11 protein-coding genes are annotated in these 21,662 nt (G+C 46.4%); all 11 read left to right on the top strand.

Annotated elements, in window-relative coordinates:
- The first annotated feature begins 277 nt into the window (after positions 1–277).
- Positions 278–937: a FecR family protein gene (locus QUW60_RS00055; RefSeq protein WP_289557974.1), complete on the top strand. Its 660-nt coding sequence runs from the start codon at positions 278–280 to the stop codon at positions 935–937.
- 232 nt (positions 938–1,169) lie between these two features.
- Positions 1,170–4,454, top strand: a complete 3,285-nt coding sequence (locus QUW60_RS00050; RefSeq protein WP_289557972.1) for a TonB-dependent receptor — start codon at positions 1,170–1,172, stop codon at positions 4,452–4,454.
- A 23-nt stretch (positions 4,455–4,477) separates the two neighbouring features.
- Positions 4,478–6,103 (top strand): RagB/SusD family nutrient uptake outer membrane protein, encoded by a 1,626-nt coding sequence (locus QUW60_RS00045; protein ID WP_289557970.1) that lies wholly within the window; start codon positions 4,478–4,480, stop codon positions 6,101–6,103.
- A gap of 98 nt (positions 6,104–6,201) precedes the next feature.
- Entirely contained in the window at positions 6,202–6,990 is a 789-nt protein-coding gene (locus QUW60_RS00040) for a DUF4469 domain-containing protein (RefSeq protein ID WP_289557968.1), read from the top strand.
- Between the two features lie 224 nt (positions 6,991–7,214).
- On the top strand, positions 7,215–8,990 hold the full coding sequence (locus QUW60_RS00035) for a glycoside hydrolase family 84 protein (protein ID WP_289557966.1): 1,776 nt from the start codon (positions 7,215–7,217) through the stop codon (positions 8,988–8,990).
- Positions 8,991–9,002: 12 nt separating this feature from the next.
- Positions 9,003–11,747, top strand: a complete 2,745-nt coding sequence (locus tag QUW60_RS00030) for a DUF8487 domain-containing protein (RefSeq protein WP_289557964.1) — start codon at positions 9,003–9,005, stop codon at positions 11,745–11,747.
- A complete protein-coding gene (locus QUW60_RS00025) occupies positions 11,744–12,532 on the top strand; it encodes a beta galactosidase jelly roll domain-containing protein (RefSeq protein WP_289557962.1) in 789 nt (262 codons plus the stop codon). The genes QUW60_RS00030 and QUW60_RS00025 overlap by 4 nt, the downstream gene beginning before the upstream one ends.
- A gap of 18 nt (positions 12,533–12,550) precedes the next feature.
- Complete coding sequence (locus QUW60_RS00020) at positions 12,551–14,662, top strand: glycoside hydrolase family 2 protein (RefSeq protein ID WP_289557960.1); 2,112 nt, start codon at positions 12,551–12,553, stop codon at positions 14,660–14,662.
- On the top strand, positions 14,631–17,048 hold the full coding sequence (locus tag QUW60_RS00015) for a beta-galactosidase (RefSeq protein WP_289557958.1): 2,418 nt from the start codon (positions 14,631–14,633) through the stop codon (positions 17,046–17,048). The genes QUW60_RS00020 and QUW60_RS00015 overlap by 32 nt, the downstream gene beginning before the upstream one ends.
- A gap of 42 nt (positions 17,049–17,090) precedes the next feature.
- On the top strand, positions 17,091–19,040 hold the full coding sequence (locus QUW60_RS00010; RefSeq protein WP_289557956.1) for a beta-N-acetylhexosaminidase: 1,950 nt from the start codon (positions 17,091–17,093) through the stop codon (positions 19,038–19,040).
- Between the two features lie 14 nt (positions 19,041–19,054).
- Complete coding sequence (locus QUW60_RS00005; RefSeq protein WP_289557954.1) at positions 19,055–21,517, top strand: glycoside hydrolase family 3 N-terminal domain-containing protein; 2,463 nt, start codon at positions 19,055–19,057, stop codon at positions 21,515–21,517.
- Positions 21,518–21,662 lie beyond the last annotated feature (145 nt).

Below are 21,662 nucleotides of genomic sequence, written 5' to 3'. Positions count from 1 at the left end.
ACAACTGAAACAATGGAGTCTCGAATCGGATGCGCACCGTATTTATATACGTGACCGGATCGAATTATGGTATACTACATCCACTTTGTATGGGCAAAACCAACCCGATGCAGAACTGGCTTTTTTAAGATTCAAGAATCGAATCAAAAAACAGACTGCAGAGATTCAGATTCATCCTCACAAACAACAATCGTTTGCTCGATATTTTTGGCGTATTGCTGCTGCTGTATTGGTGTTGGTGTTACCTCTGGCTGGTTATTGGGGAGGAAAGCAAAACATGGAGAATGCCTTTGCCGATATCGTGATCGAAGCTCCTGTCGGAGCCCGTACTTGTATGTACTTGCCCGATGGTACTCAAGTATGGTTGAACGCCTGTTCGCGTTTGACCTATTCCCAGGGATTCGGAATTAACGATCGTAATTTGAAACTGGAGGGTGAAGGCTATTTTGAGGTATCGCGCAACGAACAGCTTCCTTTCATTATCCATACGCAGGAAGTTGATGTGACCGTGTTGGGAACTCAATTCAACTTCAAGAACTATGCAGACGATTCGGAAGCCAGTGTCTCGCTTTTATCGGGTAAGGTAAAGTTGTGTAATCACCTCAGACAAGAGGAAACGTTATATCTGCAGCCCAATGAAAAGGTGACATTGAACAAATTGACTGGAGAAATGAAGACTACTCGTACTCAGGTGCAGAACTCCAAGATATGGACCCATGATGAGCTGTTTTTCGATGAAGAGTTGTTGGAGGACATCGCTAAAAAGCTGATGCGCAATTACGATGTAAAGATAGAAGTGGCCGATTCGCTCAAAAATACTCGTTTTTATGGTAGTTTCAAGATGTCGGGAAGCACCATTGAACAGGTATTGGAAACCATTTCTTCGACCAACCGTATGAAATACAAGCAAGAAAAAGGAATATATATTCTATACTAACTTAATGTAGAACCTTAAAAAGAATAACACCATGAAACATTCCCTTTCCGGATAAATCCGAGTGACAGAAAGGCTTGCATAAAAAAGGAGGATGCGGCCACATCCCCCCCTTGAATACTCTGCCAAGCCACAGCAATGCCTCATTCGCGTTTGGAGAGCATGCAAAAATACACAAAACTCTTCAAATCTAGCGACCTGAATCTAGTAATAATCATTAAATCAAAGAGAAATTATGAATTATATCCAAAAGGCTATTTTAATAGCCGGAGCAGCCTTTTGCTTTAATCTGACGATGTCTGCTCAAGATATTACATTGAAAAACAAGAATATAACCGTCAAAGAGGCAATGGAAGAGTTGAAAAAGACATCTGGATATTCGTTTGTCTTTTCGTCAAAAGATGTGAACACGAAAAAGAAAATCTCCATATCCGCTAATAAAGCCTCTATCGAAGAAGTTGTCAACCAAATTCTGAAGGGACAAACTGATTTGACCTATGAAATACGCGATAAGAAGATTATTGTGCGCAAAGCCGTATCCAATGCAGCTCCTGCTCAGGCTGGTAAAGTAAAAGGTACTATTACCGATGCGACGGGTATGCCAGTCATTGGCGCCTCTGTCAAAGAAAAAGGTACCAGCAACGGAGTTGTGTCGGATGTCGATGGCAATTTTGCTTTGGAAGTAGGTGCCAATGCAACTCTTGAAATCTCCTATATAGGTTATAAGACTCTTGAAGTAAAAGCCTCTCAGCAGCCGATGAACATTACGATGGTAGAAGACGCTGAGATGCTGGACGAGGTGGTAGTCGTAGGTTATGGTTCCCAGCGTAAGTCCGACTTGACGGGTGGTATTGCTTCTGTTAATGCCGAACAGTTGGAGATGGTAACCAGCAACAACCTGTTGGACAAACTGGCCGGACAAGTACCGGGTCTGAGTATCACTACCGGTAATGCCCGTCCGGGTGAAGAACAATCGTTGCGTATACGTGGTATCAACTCCTTGACAGCCAGCAATTCTCCGTTGATTGTGTTGGATGGTATTCCTTATAATGGTTCGTTGGGCGATATCGACCCCGAAATCATTGAAAGTCTTTCAGTTCTGAAGGATGCTTCTTCAGCTGCTATTTATGGTTCGCGTGGTTCGAATGGCGTTATCCTGATTCAGACAAAGAAAGGTAAACAAGGTAAGCCGCAAGTGACGTATAAAGGACAGATAGGTCTGGAGCAGACTCAAAGTCGGTTGAACTTGATGGACGGACCCGAATATCTGCAAATGCGACAGGAATACAATCGCGAGAAATTGGAGTGGGAAGGTGACCAACTGGCTCCTGAGAACATTTTGCACCCTATAGAACTCGAAGCTTACAATGCAGGTATTAGTACGGACTGGCAGGACTTAGTGTTCCGCAATGCTTTGACCAATCGCCACACAGTGAGTGTAACCGGTGGAACAGAGGCTACCCAATATTCAGCCACCATTTCCAATCTGAAGCAAGAGGGCGTAATGAAGAATACAGGTATTCGTCGTACCAATCTGTCGTTGAATGTGGTGCAGAATTTCAATGCTTGGTTAAAAATAGGTATCGGTATGCAGTTTGTCGACAAAGACGTGGACAAGAACCAACCCAATCTGGAAGCTGCTCTGAAAATGAGCCCCTATGGAAAATTCTTGGACGAGTCCGGCAACTATGTCGATTATCCGATGCAGGAAACGCTGTTCTCCAATCCGCTGGCCAACATCAATGCTACGACCGATAATAACTACCGCAACCTGTTTCTGTCGGCATTTGCGGAAATCAAGTTGCCGGTCAAGGGATTAAGTTATCGTACGAATTTCGGTTATAACTATCGTAATTCTTTCGAAGGATCTTACTACGGCCGTAACACGCTGAGCGGAAAGAATTCGGAAGGTAGCGCTTCTATCTACAACAGGCAATACGTCGATTATACTTGGGAAAACCTGGTGAATTACAGCAACCAGTTCGGTAAGCATAAACTGGATTTGACGGGACTGTTCAGTATGCAACAAACTTCAGATCAGAATGCTAATCAGAGTGCCGACTGTTTCGTGAACGATGATTCTGAATATCACAACATGAACGCCGGTGAGAAAAATATCAAAATAACTTCAGGCCTGACGGAAACCGCTACCTTGTCTTACATGCTTCGTGTCAACTACAACTTCGACAACCGCTACATGTTGACCTTGACAGGACGTGCAGACGGCTACTCGGCTTTCGGTGCTAACAACAAGTACGCCTTCTTCCCCTCGGCTGCTGTAGCCTGGAACATCAGTTCGGAAGATTTTATGGAAAAGGCACGCGACAAGGGAGTAGATATGTTGAAGCTACGTTTATCATACGGTAGTAATGGTAACCAAGCCATCAGCGCTTACCAAACGTTGGACCGCTTGAGTACTTCCAAATATATTTGGGGTGACGGAACTACCGGTGTAAATGGTAGTTATATGGGATTTGGCAGCGTAGGTAACCCCAATTTGAAATGGGAGACTACCCATAGCTTCAATCTCGGTATCGACTTCAGTTTCTTTGGTGAACGCCTGAGTGGTAGCATCGAAACCTACGTAGCCAATACCAAAGACCTATTGATGAGCCGTAAGGTGCCGGTGATGAATGGTTTCAGCAGCATCATGGACAACATCGGCCAAACACGTAACAAGGGTGTGGAAATCAACTTGAACTCTGTAAACATCCAGACTCCGGATTTCACTTGGAATACTAACTTGAACTTCTTCTTGAATCGAGATAAAATTGTTGATTTACGTGGAGACGGCAAGGATGACATCGATAACAAATGGTTCATCGGTGAGCCGCTAAGAGTTTTCTATGACTATAATGTAGTGGGAGTTTGGCAATATGACGATCCCGGATATAAAGCGGAGAAAATTGTAGGAAGTGATGGTAAGGTGACCATTAAAGAAGGTTTCTACAATGAGGAAGGTAAAGAGATACAAGCCGGTGCGAAGCCTGGTTCGGCCAAGCTGGAAGATGTGAATGGAGACGGCCGTATTACTGCTGCTGACAAGAAGATCATCGGTTCTAAGACTCCAAGCTTCCTGATGTCCATGGGCAACCAGTTCCATTACAAGAACTTCTCCCTGTCGTTCTTGCTGAACGGTGTATTCGGTCAATGGAAAGAACGTCATGACCTGAATCTGGAACGTTGGGATATGCGTTTCAATTATATCAGCGGTATGGAATACTGGACACCGGAAAACCACAGCAACAAGGTGACTTCGCTGATTTATACGCCTTATGATAAACACTCGTTCTACTCCAAAGTGAGCTATGTGACGGTGAAGAACATCACCTTTGGTTATGACCTGGAGAAGAAATGGGTGAAAGCCATGGGTGTCCAAGGAGTGAACATCAACGTGAGTGTCAACAACCTTTGTTCGTTCAGCAACATGGACAATACGACCAACCTTGATGCCGACAACATGTACTACAGCTACCCTACTAACCGCTCTTACATGTTCGGACTTAACGTAACATTCTAAACAAAACTTAACAAGATATGAAAATGAAAAAGATAGGATATATAGCCATTGCTTCCCTGCTCGCATTGAGCAGTTGTTCAGATTTTCTGGACGAAAACCTGAAGGGTTCGCTCGCTCCAAGCAACACGTATACCAGTACCCATGGTTTTGAAGTGGGTGTCACCGGCCTGTATGAATATTGCCGTTCGGAATGGAACTGCTGGGGCGGTGAAGGTAATTCTTACAGCCACGGAGGTGCCACGCCTTACGAAGTACTCCAGATAGGTACCGACCTGGCCAACACCGGGCACAATGACGGTACGTTGCAAGTGTTCGATAATCTGTCGTACACACCACAGACTTCTTTTATCAAGTCATGGTGGGAGTTTGGCTACGGATTGGCCGCCAATGCCAACCTGATATTGGAATATTCAGAACATCCTGATGTGGCATGGGACAAACCAACAGACAAAATAGGTTTCCAGGCCGAAGCCCGTTTCTTCCGTGCATATGCCTACCGTTATTTGGTTTATCTGTATGGCGACGTGCCGTATGTGGACAAGGTGGAACGCGATTTCCGCATCGACTTCACCCGTACGCCAAAGGATGAGGTATTGGGTCACATGATTGATGACCTGAAATTTGCCGCAGAAAACCTTCCTAAAGATCCGGATGCCGTACTGCCGGGACGCCTGACCAAATGGGCAGCCCTGCATCTGTTGAGTGAAGTCTATCTGATGGCCGGCATGAATGCCGAAGCCGAAGATGCAGCCGAACAGGTCATCAATTCCGGCTACTTCCACCTGATGAAGGAGCGTTTCGGTACACAGACCAAAGAACCGGGCGATGTGTTCTCTGATCTTTTTAAGGAAAACAATCAGAATCGTACGTCGGACAACATGGAGTCCATCTGGGTGATGCAGCTCGAATACAATGTCATTGGCGGCGGTGATGAGAGTGAAGATTGGACTAAGCGTGCTTGGGTGCCCAAATACTGGGATATCCCCGGCTTCCAGATTGCTGATTCTTTAGGCGGACGCGGATTGGCCCAGCTCATGGGACTGCCCTGGTGGATTGGCAACGACAGCCATTTCTTTGAGGATACAGATATCCGTAACTCTGAATACAACATCAAGCGTCATTGGTATTACAATAACCCTGATGTAACGGATACTTACGGCAAGCCCTGTGAAATGACCGATGACCTTTGGCAAGCCGGTAAACTTTGTCCGGCCATTACGAAGTTCTTCTATGGCGTCATCGGACGTGGTGGCGACGAAGGCTATGGTGGCAATACGAAAGACCGCATGAAGTTCCGTCTGGCCGAGACCTACCTGCTGCTGGCCGAAGCCCGAATGAACCAGGGTGATACGCAGGGGGCTGCCGACGCCATCAACGAAGTGCGCCGCCGTGCCGGAGCCAGCGAAATCACTGCAGCCGATGTGACAAAAGACTTCCTGGCAGACGAGCGTATCCGTGAGTTGGCCGGTGAGGAGCTGCGCCGCTTCACTCTCTCGCGTCTGGGTATTCTGAAGGAACGTTCCGTGAAGTACAATGACCGGGTTGCGCCTCGCTGGGACGACAAGTTCCTCTTGTGGCCCATTCCGCAGAGTGTTATCGACTCCAATACAGGAGCCGAATTCCCGCAGAATCCGGGTTGGGAACAATAATTATGCTTGTTTTTAATAGGAACAAGGTGTAAAGCCTTGTTCCTTCCTCAATTCTTTATCTAACCCTAATCTGAAAACCAAGAAAAACGAATTATACCATGGCAACAACCGACATCAAATATACCCTGAATGCACAACTGGCAGATAATACTTTGACCGTAGACGATAAAGACGACAAGATTCTGACCCTCGTCAGTGCCGGAACGGCAGACAAGCAACGCCTTATCAGCGAAATCATGGAAATCAATCCTGGATTGGAGCGTGAAACCGTCGAGGCGGTCATCAATCTGGAACAGCGTGTTCTGAAGAAACTGCTCCTGACGGGCTATCGCGTGAACACGGGCCTGTTTAGCGCCGTGGCACAGTTCACCGGAACGGTGGAAAACAACGTCTTCGACCCAGCCCGCAACAGTATCCGTATCGCTATGACGCAGGGCAAGGAGTTGCGTGAAGCCATCGAAGCCACTACGGTGAATATCGTGGGCGAAAAGGGAAGCGCTATGTATGTGGCAGGCGGTACCGATACGGCTACCAGTCTGTCGGGCTTTACCGCTACAGCCGGACGAAACTTTACGCTGACGGGGCAGCCCATCAAGCTGGCGGGCGACGATCCTTCGGTAGGCATTACCTTGACCGACGCCGAGGGCGAAGTGACCCGCATCACTGATGACATGATAGCCCTGAACCAGCCTTCGAAACTCATCTTCCTTATCCCTGCCGGACTGGCAGATGGCGAATATAAGCTGACCGTAACCACACAGTACAGCAGCGGACAGCTGCTGAAGACACCGCGGAGCGTCACCAAAACGCTCTACATCGGTCAGGCGCCAGCTGGAGGCGGAGAACCCGGTGGCGGAGATGAAGAAGAAGGTGGAAGCCCGCTGTAACTCTACCGAATGATAGGGGCTTTATCTGCCGGTGGATAAGCCTCTAATCCGGGAGCAGATAAACCCTTTATCTACCGGTGGATAAACTCTTTATCCGGAAGTAGATAAACTCTTCATAAAATAGACAAGATTAAGAAGCTTGTTTTCAATCGAGGTATTGCTTTGGGGTAAAGATTGATTCTCAGGATAACATTTTCCAGATAGACATTTCCAACATTTTAATCATGAATAGACTACTACTCTTTATATTCAGTCTCTGCATCGGTTTCGGCCTGTCGGAGGCTGCCATCCCTCAATTGTCTCCCCATCCCCAGAAAGTGAAGGAAAACGGAAAAGCCTTTCCCGTGCCTTCTTCCTTTCATCCTATCGGAACCGACGAACTCCCCCCAAATACTCTGAGGCTCCTGTTGCGCTGCGCAGATGACCATACCGATCGTAATGGATTTCCCCTGCGCGTCGGCATCCGTGGCGACGAGAGTGTTCGAAAATACAAAAAAATGATACCGGAGCGGTGCGAAGGCTACTACTTGGCTGTTAACGCTAGCGAAATTGTAGTGGCCGGAAATGATCGCCGGGGCCTGTACTACGGTCTCCGCACACTGGAGCAGCTTTTCGTACAGGCCGGCAAGAACGATTCTCTGCCTGAAGTGGAAATCACCGACTGGCCCGACGTAGCTGTGCGTGGCGTTGTGGAGGGTTTCTACGGCACACCTTGGAGCCACGAAGCACGCATGAGCCTCATTGACTTCTGCAGCGACCACAAACTAAACACCTACATCTACGGTCCCAAGAACGACCGCTACCACCGCGCACGCTGGCGTCAGCTCTATCCCGAAGCCGAAGCCCGGCAGCTGCAGAGCCTCGTAGCCCGTGCCCGCGAGAAGGAAGTGGACTTCGTATGGGCCGTTCATCCGGGAGATGACATCAAGTGGAATGAAGAAGACCGGGACAAGCTGGTGGCAAAGCTTGAAAGTATGTACCAGCTGGGTATCCGCGCCTTTGCTGTCTTCTTCGACGACATCGGCAAGGGGAAAAACGCTGCAGAGCAGGCCGACCTGCTGAACTACATCAACCGGAATTTCATCCAAGCCAAAGGGGACGTACGACCGCTCATCATGTGCCCCTCGGACTACAACCGTAGCCGCTGGCATCCGGAAACTGCTTACCTCGAAACATTGGGAGACAAGTTGGATGCCAACATCCACATCATGTGGACCGGAGACCGGGCTCTGTCGGACATCACAGCCGACAACCTGACGTGGGTACAGACCATCCTCAAGCGCCGTCCCTACATCTGGTGGAACTTCCCCGTGACTGACTTCTCCAACGACCGCATCCTGATGGGCAAAGTCATCGGCATCACCCCCGCCATCCGTACCGACGCGTCGGCCTTCGTTTCCAACCCGATGGAATATGCCGAAGCCTCGAAGTTGGCCCTTTTTAGCGTGGCGAATTATACGTGGAACATCAATGCCTATGATGCGGAAGCCTCTTGGCAGGAAGGCATCCGCAGCCTGCTGCCCGATGCGGCCGAAGCCTTTGCCTGCTTCTGCCGCCATTCGTCAGCTACCGGTGAGGCACATTTCCCCAAGGCCGAATCCGAATGCATCCGCCCGGCAGCCGACCGTTTTGTGAAGCAGTATACCCAGTCTGGCAATTGGCAGGCCGAAGACATGCAGACGCTGAAAGACGAATTCGACCGGATGGTATTGGCTGCCGGCGAACTGAAGCTGGCAAAGAGCAATCCGGCCCTCACCCGCGAAATAGCTCCCTGGATAACAGCCTTTGGTCTCTGGGCGCAGATGGGACAAGAAGCTCTGGCACTTGCAGAAGTTGCAAAGGCACAAGAGCATGAACAATCTGTCCGGATATTAAAACGAATGCATGTCTTGCAGCGGTTGATTGAGCAAAACGACCGGTCTACAGCAGCTGGGGCGGCAAGCTTGGGAACGGCAGTCATACAACCCTTGATTAAGCACATTATGGAAACCAAATTTTAAACAACCAAACTTATGAAAAAAGGATTATTATACCCCTTATTGTCCGCGGCTTTATGGATGACGGCAAGTGGACTTAATGCCCAGACGCAGGAAGTGGATCTTTCCGGCACATGGGGCTTCCAGACCGATTTTATGGATTTCCGTCGCGGCTCGCTCGATGTACGCTACATGCATCGCCTGCAAGATACTATCGTCCTACCTGCCATTACGGATGATTACCAGATAGGATGGAAATCACCTTACTGTCACATTGACCGCTTAACGCGTAAGTATGAATACATGGGGCCCGCCTGGTACCAGCGTGAAATTGCTTTCCCAAAAGAATGGGCGGGCAAGCGTATTTTCATGTACTTCGAGCGTACTCACTGGCTTAGCTCTATCTTCGTGGATACGAAGGAGGTTAGCAAGTTGGATTACATAAGTGTCCCTCATTGCCATGAGTTGACAGACTTCGTGAAGCCCGGAAAAACGCATCTCATCACTTTGTGTATTGACAATCGGTATCAGTATGATACGCACAAGTGGAATCACGCACACACAGAGTTCACCCAAATCAACTGGAACGGTATCTTGGGTGAAATGAAGCTTATTGCCGTTGATCCCGTTTATGTCGATGATATGCAACTCTATCCTGATGTGACGGAAAAGACTGTCACTGCTCGCTTGCAAATACGCAACTACACCGGTAAGCCTTTTGAAGGCACCGCGCGTTTCCATATAACGGGTGATGACGGATACAATCTGACCCGCGAACTGCCCGTGAACGGCAAGGACAGTCTTGTCAGCTTTGAAGGTAAAATTGCCTTGGGTAAGGACATTCAGTTGTGGGACGAGTTTCATCCCAATCTATACCGTGTGGAGTGTAAACTCCTGACCAGTGTTGGAGAAACCAATTATGAGCATGAGAAGGAGGTTACCTTCGGTATGCGTGAAGTGGCACAGGGCAAGAACCATGTTCTTGTCAATGGCCATCCCATACACTTACGTGGTACGGTGGAGAATGCAGTCTTTCCTAAGACTGGCTATGCTCCGGTGGACGACGCGTCGTGGGAACGTATTTTCCGTATCCTCAAAGATTATGGTATGAATCACATGCGTTTCCACTCCTGGTGTCCTCCTGCGGCCGCCTTCCGCATGGCGGACAAGCTGGGTGTATACCTACAGGTGGAACTGCCCATGTGGGGGAAAGACGGAGAACCGGGCGAACCTGCCCGTTGGGACTTCTTCCGTCGTGAACAGAAGGCTATCCTGAAAGAATATGGCAATCATCCTTCTTTCATACTCTATTGTAATGGTAATGAGATAAGTGGTGATTTTGACTTTATCGAAGAGTTGACCCGCTACGGTCGGGAGCATGACAGTCGTCATCTCTTCAGCGGATCCACTGCTCGCAAGCGTGTGGCTTCCGACCAGTTCTATACCACTCATCAGACTACAAGTGGTGGCGCTACCGTCTATGAAGGCCGTCCCTATACCGACTGGGACATCTGCAAGGGAACAAACATTGACGTACCTGTCATTTCGCATGAAACCGGCCAGCGTTGTGTTTATCCGGACTACAGCATCATCGCTAAGTTTGATGGCCCCGTTGAAGCGCGCAACTTGGAAAAGTTCCGTAGTCAGTTGGAAGCTAATGGTATGGGTGATCAGGCTGATGATTTCTTTCGTGCTTCGGGTGCGCAGACTGTCTTCGAGTACAAGGATGTCATTGAAGCACAGCTTCGCACTTCTACTTCAGCCGGCTTTCAGTTGCTCTCTATCAACGACTTGCCTGAACAAGGTTATGCGCCGGTGGGCATTCTTGATCCCTTTTGGGATTCAAAAGGATTGATTACCCCTGAAGAGTTCCGCCACTTTTGTTCGCCTACCGTACCTCTACTTCGTTTTGAGAAACGTGTTTGGAATGGTGGAGAGACTTTTGAAGCCGTAGCAGAAGTCTATAACTTTAGCGATCGCTCTTTGAAGAACTCCAAAGTGTCTTGGCAACTGCTGGATGAACAGGGTAAGACACTGCGGCAAGGCAAGCTGAAGACGCAAACCTTTTTGTGTGATACTGTAATACGAGCAGGTTCGTTCAGCTGTATACTACCTGAAGGATCAGAACCGCAGAAGCTGACTGTACAATTGCTCGTAGGTAAGGATTATGTTAACAGTTGGGACATTTGGGTTTATCCCAAAACTGGGCAGCTGATGCAATCCACCGCTGATGTACTCTACACCACAACTTTCGATGCTGTGGCCAAGCAGCAGCTACAGGCTGGGAAGAAAGTTGTCTTATTGCCTAATCCGAAACAAGTGAAAGGGCGTCGTTCTTCGTTCCACAATCACTTCTGGAACCCTATTATGTTCAAGTGGGCACCCATGACGTTAGGGTGGCTTATCCATGATGACAGTCCCGTGTTCGACCATTTTGTCACCGAGAATCATCCCGATTGGCAGTGGTGGGACATACTGAACTATGCCAAGGTTATCGAACTGCAAGAGACTCCGCAAGCTTTGCGTCCTTTTATCCAAACTATCGACTCCTATGATAGCAACCGCAAATTGGGTATCGGTTTTGAGGCACGGGTAGGCGGAGGTAAGCTGTTAGTGCTGGCGCTGGACACGCAAAAAGACATGGACAAACGTCCTGCTACCTGTCAGTTGCTGGAAAGCATTGGCCGCTATGTGAAAAGTGAGAAGTTTAATCCGCAGGTGGAATTGGACACCGCTTTCATCGATTCATTCCTTACCACTAAACAAACCTTCAAGAAATGATGAAGAAACAATTATTGACAGCCATTTTGATGCTTGCCGGGCTTGTTCCTGCAAGCAAGGTGACAGCACAGGAAATTCTTTTCAAAGAGGCTGCTTCGCTGGAACAAATGAGCGAGGAAAGCCAGGAATGGGAGGAACTGCCTTCTATGAACGACTTGGGCATGGATGCAGGTGGATATGCTCTCTATGAAACTCAAGTGACCGTCAGCGGAGGTAAGGCCACGCTGGAAATAGAAAATGTGCGCGACTATGCGGTAGTTTGCCTGGATGGGGAAACTGTGGGTGAATTGGATAATGATTCCCGTAGCCTGACATTCCAGGCAACAGACGGAACGCATACGTTGCAACTCTATGCTGAAAACATCGGCCGTATCACTTACGGCCCCGAAATATTGGACAATTCGAAAGGCTTGTTCGGCACAGCCACGCTGGATGCTGAACCGTTGACAGGTTGGATAGTCACTCCGTTGGCTATTCATGCCTGTGACGGGGTGGACCAGCTGAACTTTGGACCGATGGAGGAACCTCATCGTCCTTGCTTCTACCGAGGAACATTCACTGCCCCGACTGGTGGAGAATGGCATTTGGACATCAGAGGGTGGGGCATGGGTGAAGTATGGCTCAATGGCGAATATTTGGGCACATACTGGGAACAGAATGCCCAACAGTCATTGCCCGTTCCCGCTTCGATGCTGAAAAATGGTGAAAATACGCTAATAGTATTTGATTTGAAGAATAACGGAAAGCGTACCATGAAGCTGACTGACAAACCTGTATTCAACTAATCCGACAAATAAATTTCTATGAAAAAAAGATACCTGTTTATTTTACTTCTCGTCGCAGTGCTATTTTGTCCTGTAGCGCAGGCACGTAAAATTACCTGTTTCAACGAAGGATGGCAGTTTATTAAAGGCCCCTTTGCAAACAACATCGTGTCCGCCCAAAACCAATGGAAGCGGAAATGGAATCCTGTTACCCTGCCTCACACTTGGAATGCTCGTGACATGCAGGAAATCGAACGGAACTTCTACGAAGGCGAAGCCTACTATCGAAAAGAATACTTCTGTCCTGCCGAACTGAAAGGAAAACGTCTCTATTTGAAATTTGAAGGTGTAGGAAGTTGTGCTGAAGTTTACGTGAATGGTAAGTTGGTAGGTAGCCACAAAGGTGCTTATGGGGCTTTCGTTTGTGAAATGGGCAATGCCTTGAAATATGGTGAAAATAACCAGATTGTGGTCAAGGTGAGCAATGCATCCCGTCCGGATGTTATCCCCGTCAATCATAGCTTATTCGGTGTTTATGGAGGTATTTATCGTCCTGTTTGGTTGATTGTTACTGAACCTTGTAGTATTACTTTGTCTGACTATGCTTCGTCTGGCGTCTATATCACTCAAAATAATGTTTCTTCTAAAAGTGCAGATGTGAAGATAAAAGTGAAACTGGACAATGGTACTTGGCAACCCTCACAAGTGAAACTTGAGAACGCTATTTATACTCGGGAGGGGAAAAAAGTTTGTTCGGATGTACAGGACATTCGTCTTTCGCCTCAAGGTATCAAAGACTACGTGTCAGAGTTTACTGTGAAGAAACCTCATCTGTGGCAAGGACGTAAAGATCCCTATCTTTACAAGGTAGTGACTCGTTTGATACAGGATGACAGGGTCGTCGACGAAATGGTACAACCACTCGGTTTGCGGCACTATGAAATCGTGGCTGGAAAAGGCTTTTTCCTGAACGGTGAAAAATATCCCATGTATGGTGTGACTCGTCATCAAGATTGGTGGGGGTTGGGTAGTGCTCTCAGTAATAAGGAGCATGACACCGATCTTGCCATGATTATGGACATTGGTGCTACTACCGTGCGTTTTGCCCATTATCAGCAGTCGGATTATATCTACTCGAAATGTGACAGCTTAGGACTTATTATTTGGGCAGAAATTCCTTTTGTAAATCGTGTGACTGGGCAAGAAAGGGAAAATGCGCATTCTCAGTTGCGTGAACTGATTCGTCAGAGCTTCAATCATCCATCTATCTATACATGGGGACTGCACAACGAAGTGTATGAACCGCATGAATATACGGCAATGTTGACGAGGGAACTGCACGAACTGGCCAAGACAGAAGATCCCGACCGTTATACTGCTGCTGTCAACGGTTATGGCCATGCGGAACATCCTGTGAACTTTAATTCAGATATTCAGGGGATGAATCGTTATTTCGGTTGGTATGAAAAGAAAATACAAGATATCAAACCTTGGGTGGAGGAACTGGAAAAGAAATATCCTGAGCAGATACTGATGCTGACTGAATATGGGGCTGGTGGGGTCGTGACACATCAAACCGAGCAATTGGCCGAGTCTGGAAATCCTTGGGGACAGTTTTATCCTGAAACTTTTGAAACAAAGCTACATGAATACCAGTGGAGTGTAATAGCTGAGCATCCCTACATCATCGCTTCCTATTTTTGGAATATGTTCGATTTTGCTGTTCCTACAAGAGTCGGTGGATGTATCCCTGCGCGTAATATGAAAGGTTTAGTGACTTTCGATCGAAAAATAAAGAAAGATGCTTATTATTTTTACAAAGCTAACTGGAGTCGAGATCCTGTGGTCTATCTGACTGAACGTCGTTATATAAACCGCGAACGAAAAAATACACATGTGACTGTATATTCCAACGTAGGAATTCCCAAAGTCTATTTGAATGGTAAGGAACTGACCACCATGCATCAGGGATACACTCAAATACATTACGTGTTTGATGCTACGTTGGACATGGGAAAGAATGTGGTGGAAGCCATAGTAACAGCTCCCGATGGGAAAGTGTACCGTGATCGTATAGAATGGAACTATGGCGGAGAAAGTGACCGAAAAATGAATGTATATGAAAACCCAGATGAACATTTTGGCCTTTAATAAGTGTGTAACTGAATTTTTAGTTATAGATAAAAAGAAAATAGAAACAGTAAATTATATGAGAAGAGTAATATATAATTATCTACTTTTAACTATTATTGCTTTTTTAGGTGGAGCATGTAATGAAGAAAAAGGAATTTTCCAAATTAGAGACCATGCTTTTTATCTGAACGGGAAATCTGTCCAACTCATTTGTGGCGAAATGCACTATCCGCGTATTCCGCAAGAATATTGGCGCGACCGCATTAGGCGTGCCAAAGCGATGGGTATAAATACAATTTCTACTTATGTGTTTTGGAATATACATGAACGTCAGCCTGGAGTATTCGATTTCGAGGGACAAGCTGATTTGGCTAAATTTATCAAAACAGCCCAAGAAGAAGGTATGTATGTAATATTACGTCCAGGTCCTTATGTTTGCGCGGAATGGGATTTCGGTGGCTATCCGGCATGGATTCAAGAGAATAAGGACATGGTGTATCGAAGTCACGATCCAAAGTTCCTGAATGCCTGTGAACGATATATAAACAGATTGGGAGAGGAAGTGGCTGATCTTACTATTTCCAATGGAGGCCCTATCTTGATGGTGCAGGTGGAAAATGAATATGGATCTTATGGTAATGATAAGGAATATTTAAGTAAATTGCGGGATATGTTGCGGAATGCCGGATTTAATGTCCCGCTCATAACTTGTGATGGTGGTGGACAAATAGCCGCCGGTTCTGTAGAAGGCGTTTGGCCTACAATCAATGGTTCTACAGGCGAGGATATTATACAGACTTTGGATAATTATGTTCCCGGTGGTCCTTATTTCGTGGCAGAATTTTATCCAGCTTGGTTTGATGTTTGGGGACAACCTCATTCTGTTCGTAATTATGAAAAACCGGCCAAGCAGCTGGATTGGATGTTGCAACATGGTATATCGGTCAGTATGTATATGTTCCATGGAGGTACCAATTTTGATTATACTAATGGAGCCAATACAGCTTATGGGTATGCTCCTCAACCTACCAGTTATGATTATGATGCGCCTTTAGGAGAGTATGGAAATGCTACTCCGAAGTATTATGCTTTTCGTGAAGTTATTCAGAAATATCTACCTGAAGGAGAAAAGCTTCCTGACGTACCAGAAGAAAATCCAATCATATCCTTTCCGACTGTGAAATTGGCACAGTCCGCTCCATTGTCTGCCGCATTTACGAAACGAATCAAAACTCGTGTTCCTTTAACAATGGAAGCTGTCCATCAGGATTTTGGATACATCCATTATGAAACAGAGTTGACCGAACAGATTAAAGACGGTATTCTGGTACTAAAAGATTTGCGCGACTATGCTGTTGTTTTGTTGAACGGCAAATATGTAGGACGTTTGGATAGAAGACATCGGCAGAATAAATTGCGGATTTCTGTTGATGAAATTCCGGCACGGCTTGAAATTCTTGTAGAGAATGTTGGACGTGTGAATTATGGGGAAGATATTCAGAATAACTTAAAAGGTATTACGGATAAAGTATTGTTGAATGGTAAAGAAGTAGAAGGGTGGATAGTCAGTCCCCTTCCGCTTTATCAGGCTGATATGAGAAAATTCAACTGGAATGACGCTTCGGTCAAAGGATCTCCAGCCTTCTTTAAAGGTACGTTCCATTTGGATAAGATTGGCGATACCTTCCTGGACGTACGTGGATGGGGAAAAGGAGCGGCATGGATTAATGGGCATTCTTTGGGTAAATTTTGGTATATAGGACCTCAACAGACCTTATATGTGCCGGGACCTTGGCTTAAAGAAGGTGAAAATGAAATCGTAATATTCGAAATGGAAGATCAAGGATGTCGTACTGTATGCGGATTGGACAAGCCAATATTAAACGATGTTAGAAAAGATAAAAATGCACCAGAGCGCGAAACAAAATATGATGAGCAAGAACCCATATTGGACAGAGGAGACCAAATTTATGAAGGACAGATGGAGAAAAATGCAGACTGGCAGACATTTATGTTTAATGGAAAAAAAACGTTGCGGCATTTATGTTTAGAAGTCTTGTCGTCTTACGATGGAAAACATTCTTGTATTAGCGAAATAGAATTGCTGGACGGAGAAGGAAAGAGCCTTTCGAAAGATTATTGGAAAATATTATATGCCAGCACGGAACAGAATGGCGAAGGGTATGCTGACCAGTTGATAGATGGTGACGTACATTCTTATTGGCATTCTCAATGGCAAAGCACTGCTTCTCATTTTCCTCATCAGTTGATTATAGATTTAGGAGAAATACAAGTGATCGGAGGAATACGTATAAAGTTACGTAATTCACAGGCTGCCGGTTGTATTAAAGACTTTCGGTTATATGGACGTCCTCAATTCTTTTTGTTTCGTAACCGCAAATAAATCATACTCAATTTAGTACTTAATTTTAAGTTGTAGAGAATTATGTTTAAAATATTCGTTACTCTTTTGTTTTTGTGTGTCCATATCCTAGTTGACGCACAAGAAAACAAGCCTTTCGTCATCCCCGAACTGAAAGAATGGAAAAGTGCTGAAGGTACATTCACGCCCACCGATGGAGGACGTGTTGTTTATAGCGCCCGTCAGCCGGAACTGAAAGCTACTGCAATCACCTTTGCCGAAGATCTTCACCTTATGTTCGGCAGCATATGGACTGTCAGTACCGACAAAGCTCGTCCGGGCGACATCGAACTGACACTCCACACCAAACGTCCCAAACATTCACCGGAAGAATACGAAGTCAGTATCGGCAAGAAAGTCCGCATAACCGCTCCGCAAGCCGTTGGCATCTATTGGGGAACACGCTCACTGCTACAAATCATGGAACAGAACGAAGCACACGCATTGCCCTGTGGTACCATTACCGACTGGCCTGATTACGCAGTGCGTGGTTTCATGCTGGACTGCGGTCGAAAGTTCATCCCCCTGGAATTTCTTCAGGATTACGTCCGGATCATGTCCTACTACAAGATGAACACTTTCCAGATTCACCTGAATGACAATGCCTTTCCGCGGTTTTATCACTGGGATCTGATGAAGACTTACTCTGCCTTCCGACTGGAATGTGACACCTATCCGGGACTGACGGCACAAGACGGCTCCTATACGAAACAAGAGTTCATCGACCTGCAGATATTGGCCGAAAGCAAGTTCGTCAACATCATCCCCGAAATCGATGTCCCTGCCCATTCACTGGCCTTTACCCAATACAAACCCGAAATAGGGAGTCAGAAATACGGAATGGACCATCTGGACCTGTTCAATCCGGAGACCTATAAGTTTGTAGACAATCTCTTCAAGGAATATCTGGAAGGGGAGAATCCGGTTTTCAGAGGGAAACAGGTACACATCGGTACAGACGAATACTCCAACAAGGACACGGCTGTAGTCGAAAAGTTCAGGTACTTCACCGACCACTACATCAAATATGTTGAGAAGTTCGGCAAACAGGCATGTATTTGGGGCGCACTGACGCATGCCGCCGGAAAAACACCGGTCAAGTCGGAAAATGTTATTATGAGCGCCTGGTACAACGGATATGCCGACCCGGCAGAAATGATCAGACAAGGCTACAAGCTGATAAGTATCCCCGACGGATGGTTATACATCGTACCCGCAGCCGGATATTATTATGACTATCTGAACACCGAACGGCTTTACAAGGAATGGACACCTGCCCGTATCGGGAAGGCTGTTTTCGAAGAAAAACATCCCTCCATTTTGGGAGGCATGTTTGCCGTCTGGAACGATCATGCCGGCAATGGCATTTCAACCAAAGACATTCACGACCGTGTATTCCCTGCCGTACAGACATTGGCTGTAAAGATGTGGACTGGAGCACACCCGGTATTACCCTTTGAAGCTTTCGATCAAGAACGCAAGCAACTAAGTGAAGCACCAGGAGTTAATCAAAGGGGAAAGATAGGAAAAGGACAAGGACTGGTTTATGAACAATCCCAAATACACCCCAATTCGACTCTGCCTTATCGGGAAGCCGGATACGGCTATCGAATCGAATTCGACCTGCAAGGACAACCTGAAGCCTACGGTACAGAACTGTTCCGCTCGCCTACAGCCGTATTCTATCTGTCCGACCCCATCAAAGGCATGATGGGATTTGCCCGCGACGGTTATCTGAATACCTTCCCCTATCGGGTAAAAGACGAACAGGTAAAAGTCCGCGTGGAAGGTGACAACCGTTTAACACGTCTTTATATCAACAACAAACTGATAGAAGACATGCAAATAGGTCGCCAATATTTCAACGGGGGGAAAGACTCCATGAAATATGTACGCACACTGGTGTTTCCATTGGAAAAATCGGGAAACTTTAAAAGCCGGGTAACCAATTTGAAAGTATTTCAACAACAATAGTAAATGAGATGAAAATGAAAAGATTGACAGTCATGTTATTATGCGCCGGAATGTGCTTTCCGGCTTTAGCTAGAAAAAATCAAGATCCATTTCCCCATAAAAAGGAAATCTATAAAAAGGGCTGGATCGACTTTAACAAAAACGGAAAGAAGGACATCTATGAAGACCCGACACAGGATATCGAGAAACGAATCGACGACCTGCTTTCACAAATGAACCTGGATGAAAAGACTTGCCAACTGGCTACCTATTACGGTTACAAGAAAGCTCTGGAAGACAGCGTACCTACCGCCGCATGGAAAACAAATATCCTGAAAGACGGAATAGCCAACGTAGACGAACACCTGAACAAGGAAATTGGAGATCCGAATACATTGGCCACGGCGCTGGCCGAAACTCAACGTTTCTTTGTGGAATATACTCGATTGGGTATTCCTGTGGATTTTACAAATGAGGGAATTAGAGGTCTATGCGCGCGTAGTGCAACCAGTTTTCCGTCGATGAATGGACTGGGATGTACATGGGACAAGGAACTGGCTTATATGCAAGGTGTCATTGAAGGCCGGGAAGCCCGTGCCATGGGCTACACCAACATCTATGCCCCTATTCTGGATGTAGCGAGAGACCAACGCTGGGGGCGGTGGGAAGGGTCTATCGGTGAAGATCCCTATTTAGTAGCACGTATCGGAGTAGCCATGAGCAAAGGTATACAGAGCCAGCGGGTTGTATCCACTCCCAAACACTATGTCGGTTACGGTGACTGTAAGGCGGCCCGTCAATGGGATTCGCGTACTGATCCTCATATTACTCCTTCGGAAATGTATTATATTCATGAATACCCCTTCCGGAAAGTCTTTCAGGAAGCAGGCGCTTTGGGCGTGATGTGTGCCTACAATGACTACGACGGGGTACCTATGGCCGGTAATTATCATTATCTGACAGAAGTTCTGCGTAAAGAAATGGGATTCAAGGGTTATGTAGTATCAGACAGCTATGCTATTGGCCGTTTGAATGGTGTACACAAGGTTACCCCCAATTTTAAGGAATCTGGGCGTAAGGCTATAGAGGCAGGACTGAATGTACGCACCGAGTTCAATGATCCTACTGAATACATCACAAATATTCGCGAATTGGTACTGGAAGGCAAGCTATCTATGGAGAGGGTAGATGAATTGGTAAGAGATGTCTTGTATGTTAAGTTCTGGTTGGGCTTGTTCGACAATCCCTATACCGGTTCTACCAAGGAGGCTTCCGATATCGTTTCATGCGAAGATCACTTGAATACCGCATTGCGGGCTTCGCGTGAATGCCTCGTACTGTTGAAGAATGCTGATAACATGCTTCCCCTCCAGACCCGATACCGCAAGATTGCCGTCATCGGTCCCAATGCCGACTCGAAAGATTACATTCCAGCACATTATGGTCCGATGGGCTTCGAACGTTTTTATAGTGTAGTCGACGGACTCAAAAGTGTCTATCAACATGATGATGTAGAAATCAATTACGTCAAAGGTATCGATATCGTAAACCCGGGTTGGCCCGAAAACGAACTGATGTGCGACACCCTGACGACCGGCGAACAACAATCCATACAGGAAGCCGTAGAACTGGCACGCCGCAGTGACGTGGCCGTATTGGTATTGGGAGATAACCAACGCACCTCCGGCGAAAGCCGTACACGTAGCAGCCTAGATTTGCCCGGACATCAGGAACAGTTGCTCGAAGCAGTCGTAAAGACAGGAAAGCCTGTTGTGTTGGTTCTCATCTGGGGACGTCCCGCAACTATTAACTTCGCTGATCGTTATTGCAAAGGTATTTTGGCTGCTGGATATCCGGGTGCACAAGGTGGACTGGCCATTGCAGAAGCATTGAAAGGCGACTATAATCCTGGAGGCAAACTTACCGGTACTTGGCCAAAAACGGTCGGCCAGCTTCCAATGAATATACCGACCAAGCCCAATGCTAATTGGGAACCTATGAAATATCATTCGGTTGCCAACAAAGGATTACTGTATTGCTTCGGACATGGATTATCCTATACAACTTTCCGTTATGACGATTTGAAGATAGATAGTGTTCACACCCAGACCGCTAATGTCAAAGTGACGTGCCGAGTGACTAATACGGGAAGTGTAGCTGGAGACGAAGTGGTACAGCTATATGTCAACGATGTAGTAAGTTCTACCACCACCTATGAGAAGAATCTTAGGGGATTTGAACGTATCCATTTGCTGCCAGGTGAAAGTAAGGAAATCACTTTCAACATCGTTCCCGATGATTTGATACTTATTAACGAACAGAAGGAACGGGTAGTAGAACCTGGCGAGTTCAAAGTGATGGTGGGCAGCTCATACGAGGACATTCGTCTGGCTGATAGTTTTTACTATCGTTCGGATATCGCAACGGATGGAGATCTTCAGCCTATAGAAAAAGGAAAGATGATTGATGAATCGAACTTCAAGGAAGAAAAGGAATAACGAAGGAGTTTCTAAAATGAAAGAGGGTGTATCAAAATTGAGAAGATTTGATACATCCTCTTTTTCCCTTTGTTGAGTCTTAAAATTTATTAGGCAGCCCTATTTAGAGAGTATCTCTTAAATCTTTGATTCTTCGCATATAGAA

Origin of the sequence: Bacteroides gallinaceum (genome assembly GCF_030373775.1) — a bacterium.
Classification (GTDB): Bacteria; Bacteroidota; Bacteroidia; order Bacteroidales; family Bacteroidaceae; genus Phocaeicola; species Phocaeicola excrementipullorum.
The sequence above is the reverse complement of the archived record's forward strand: the minus strand, read 5'-3'. Positions and strand labels throughout refer to the sequence as shown.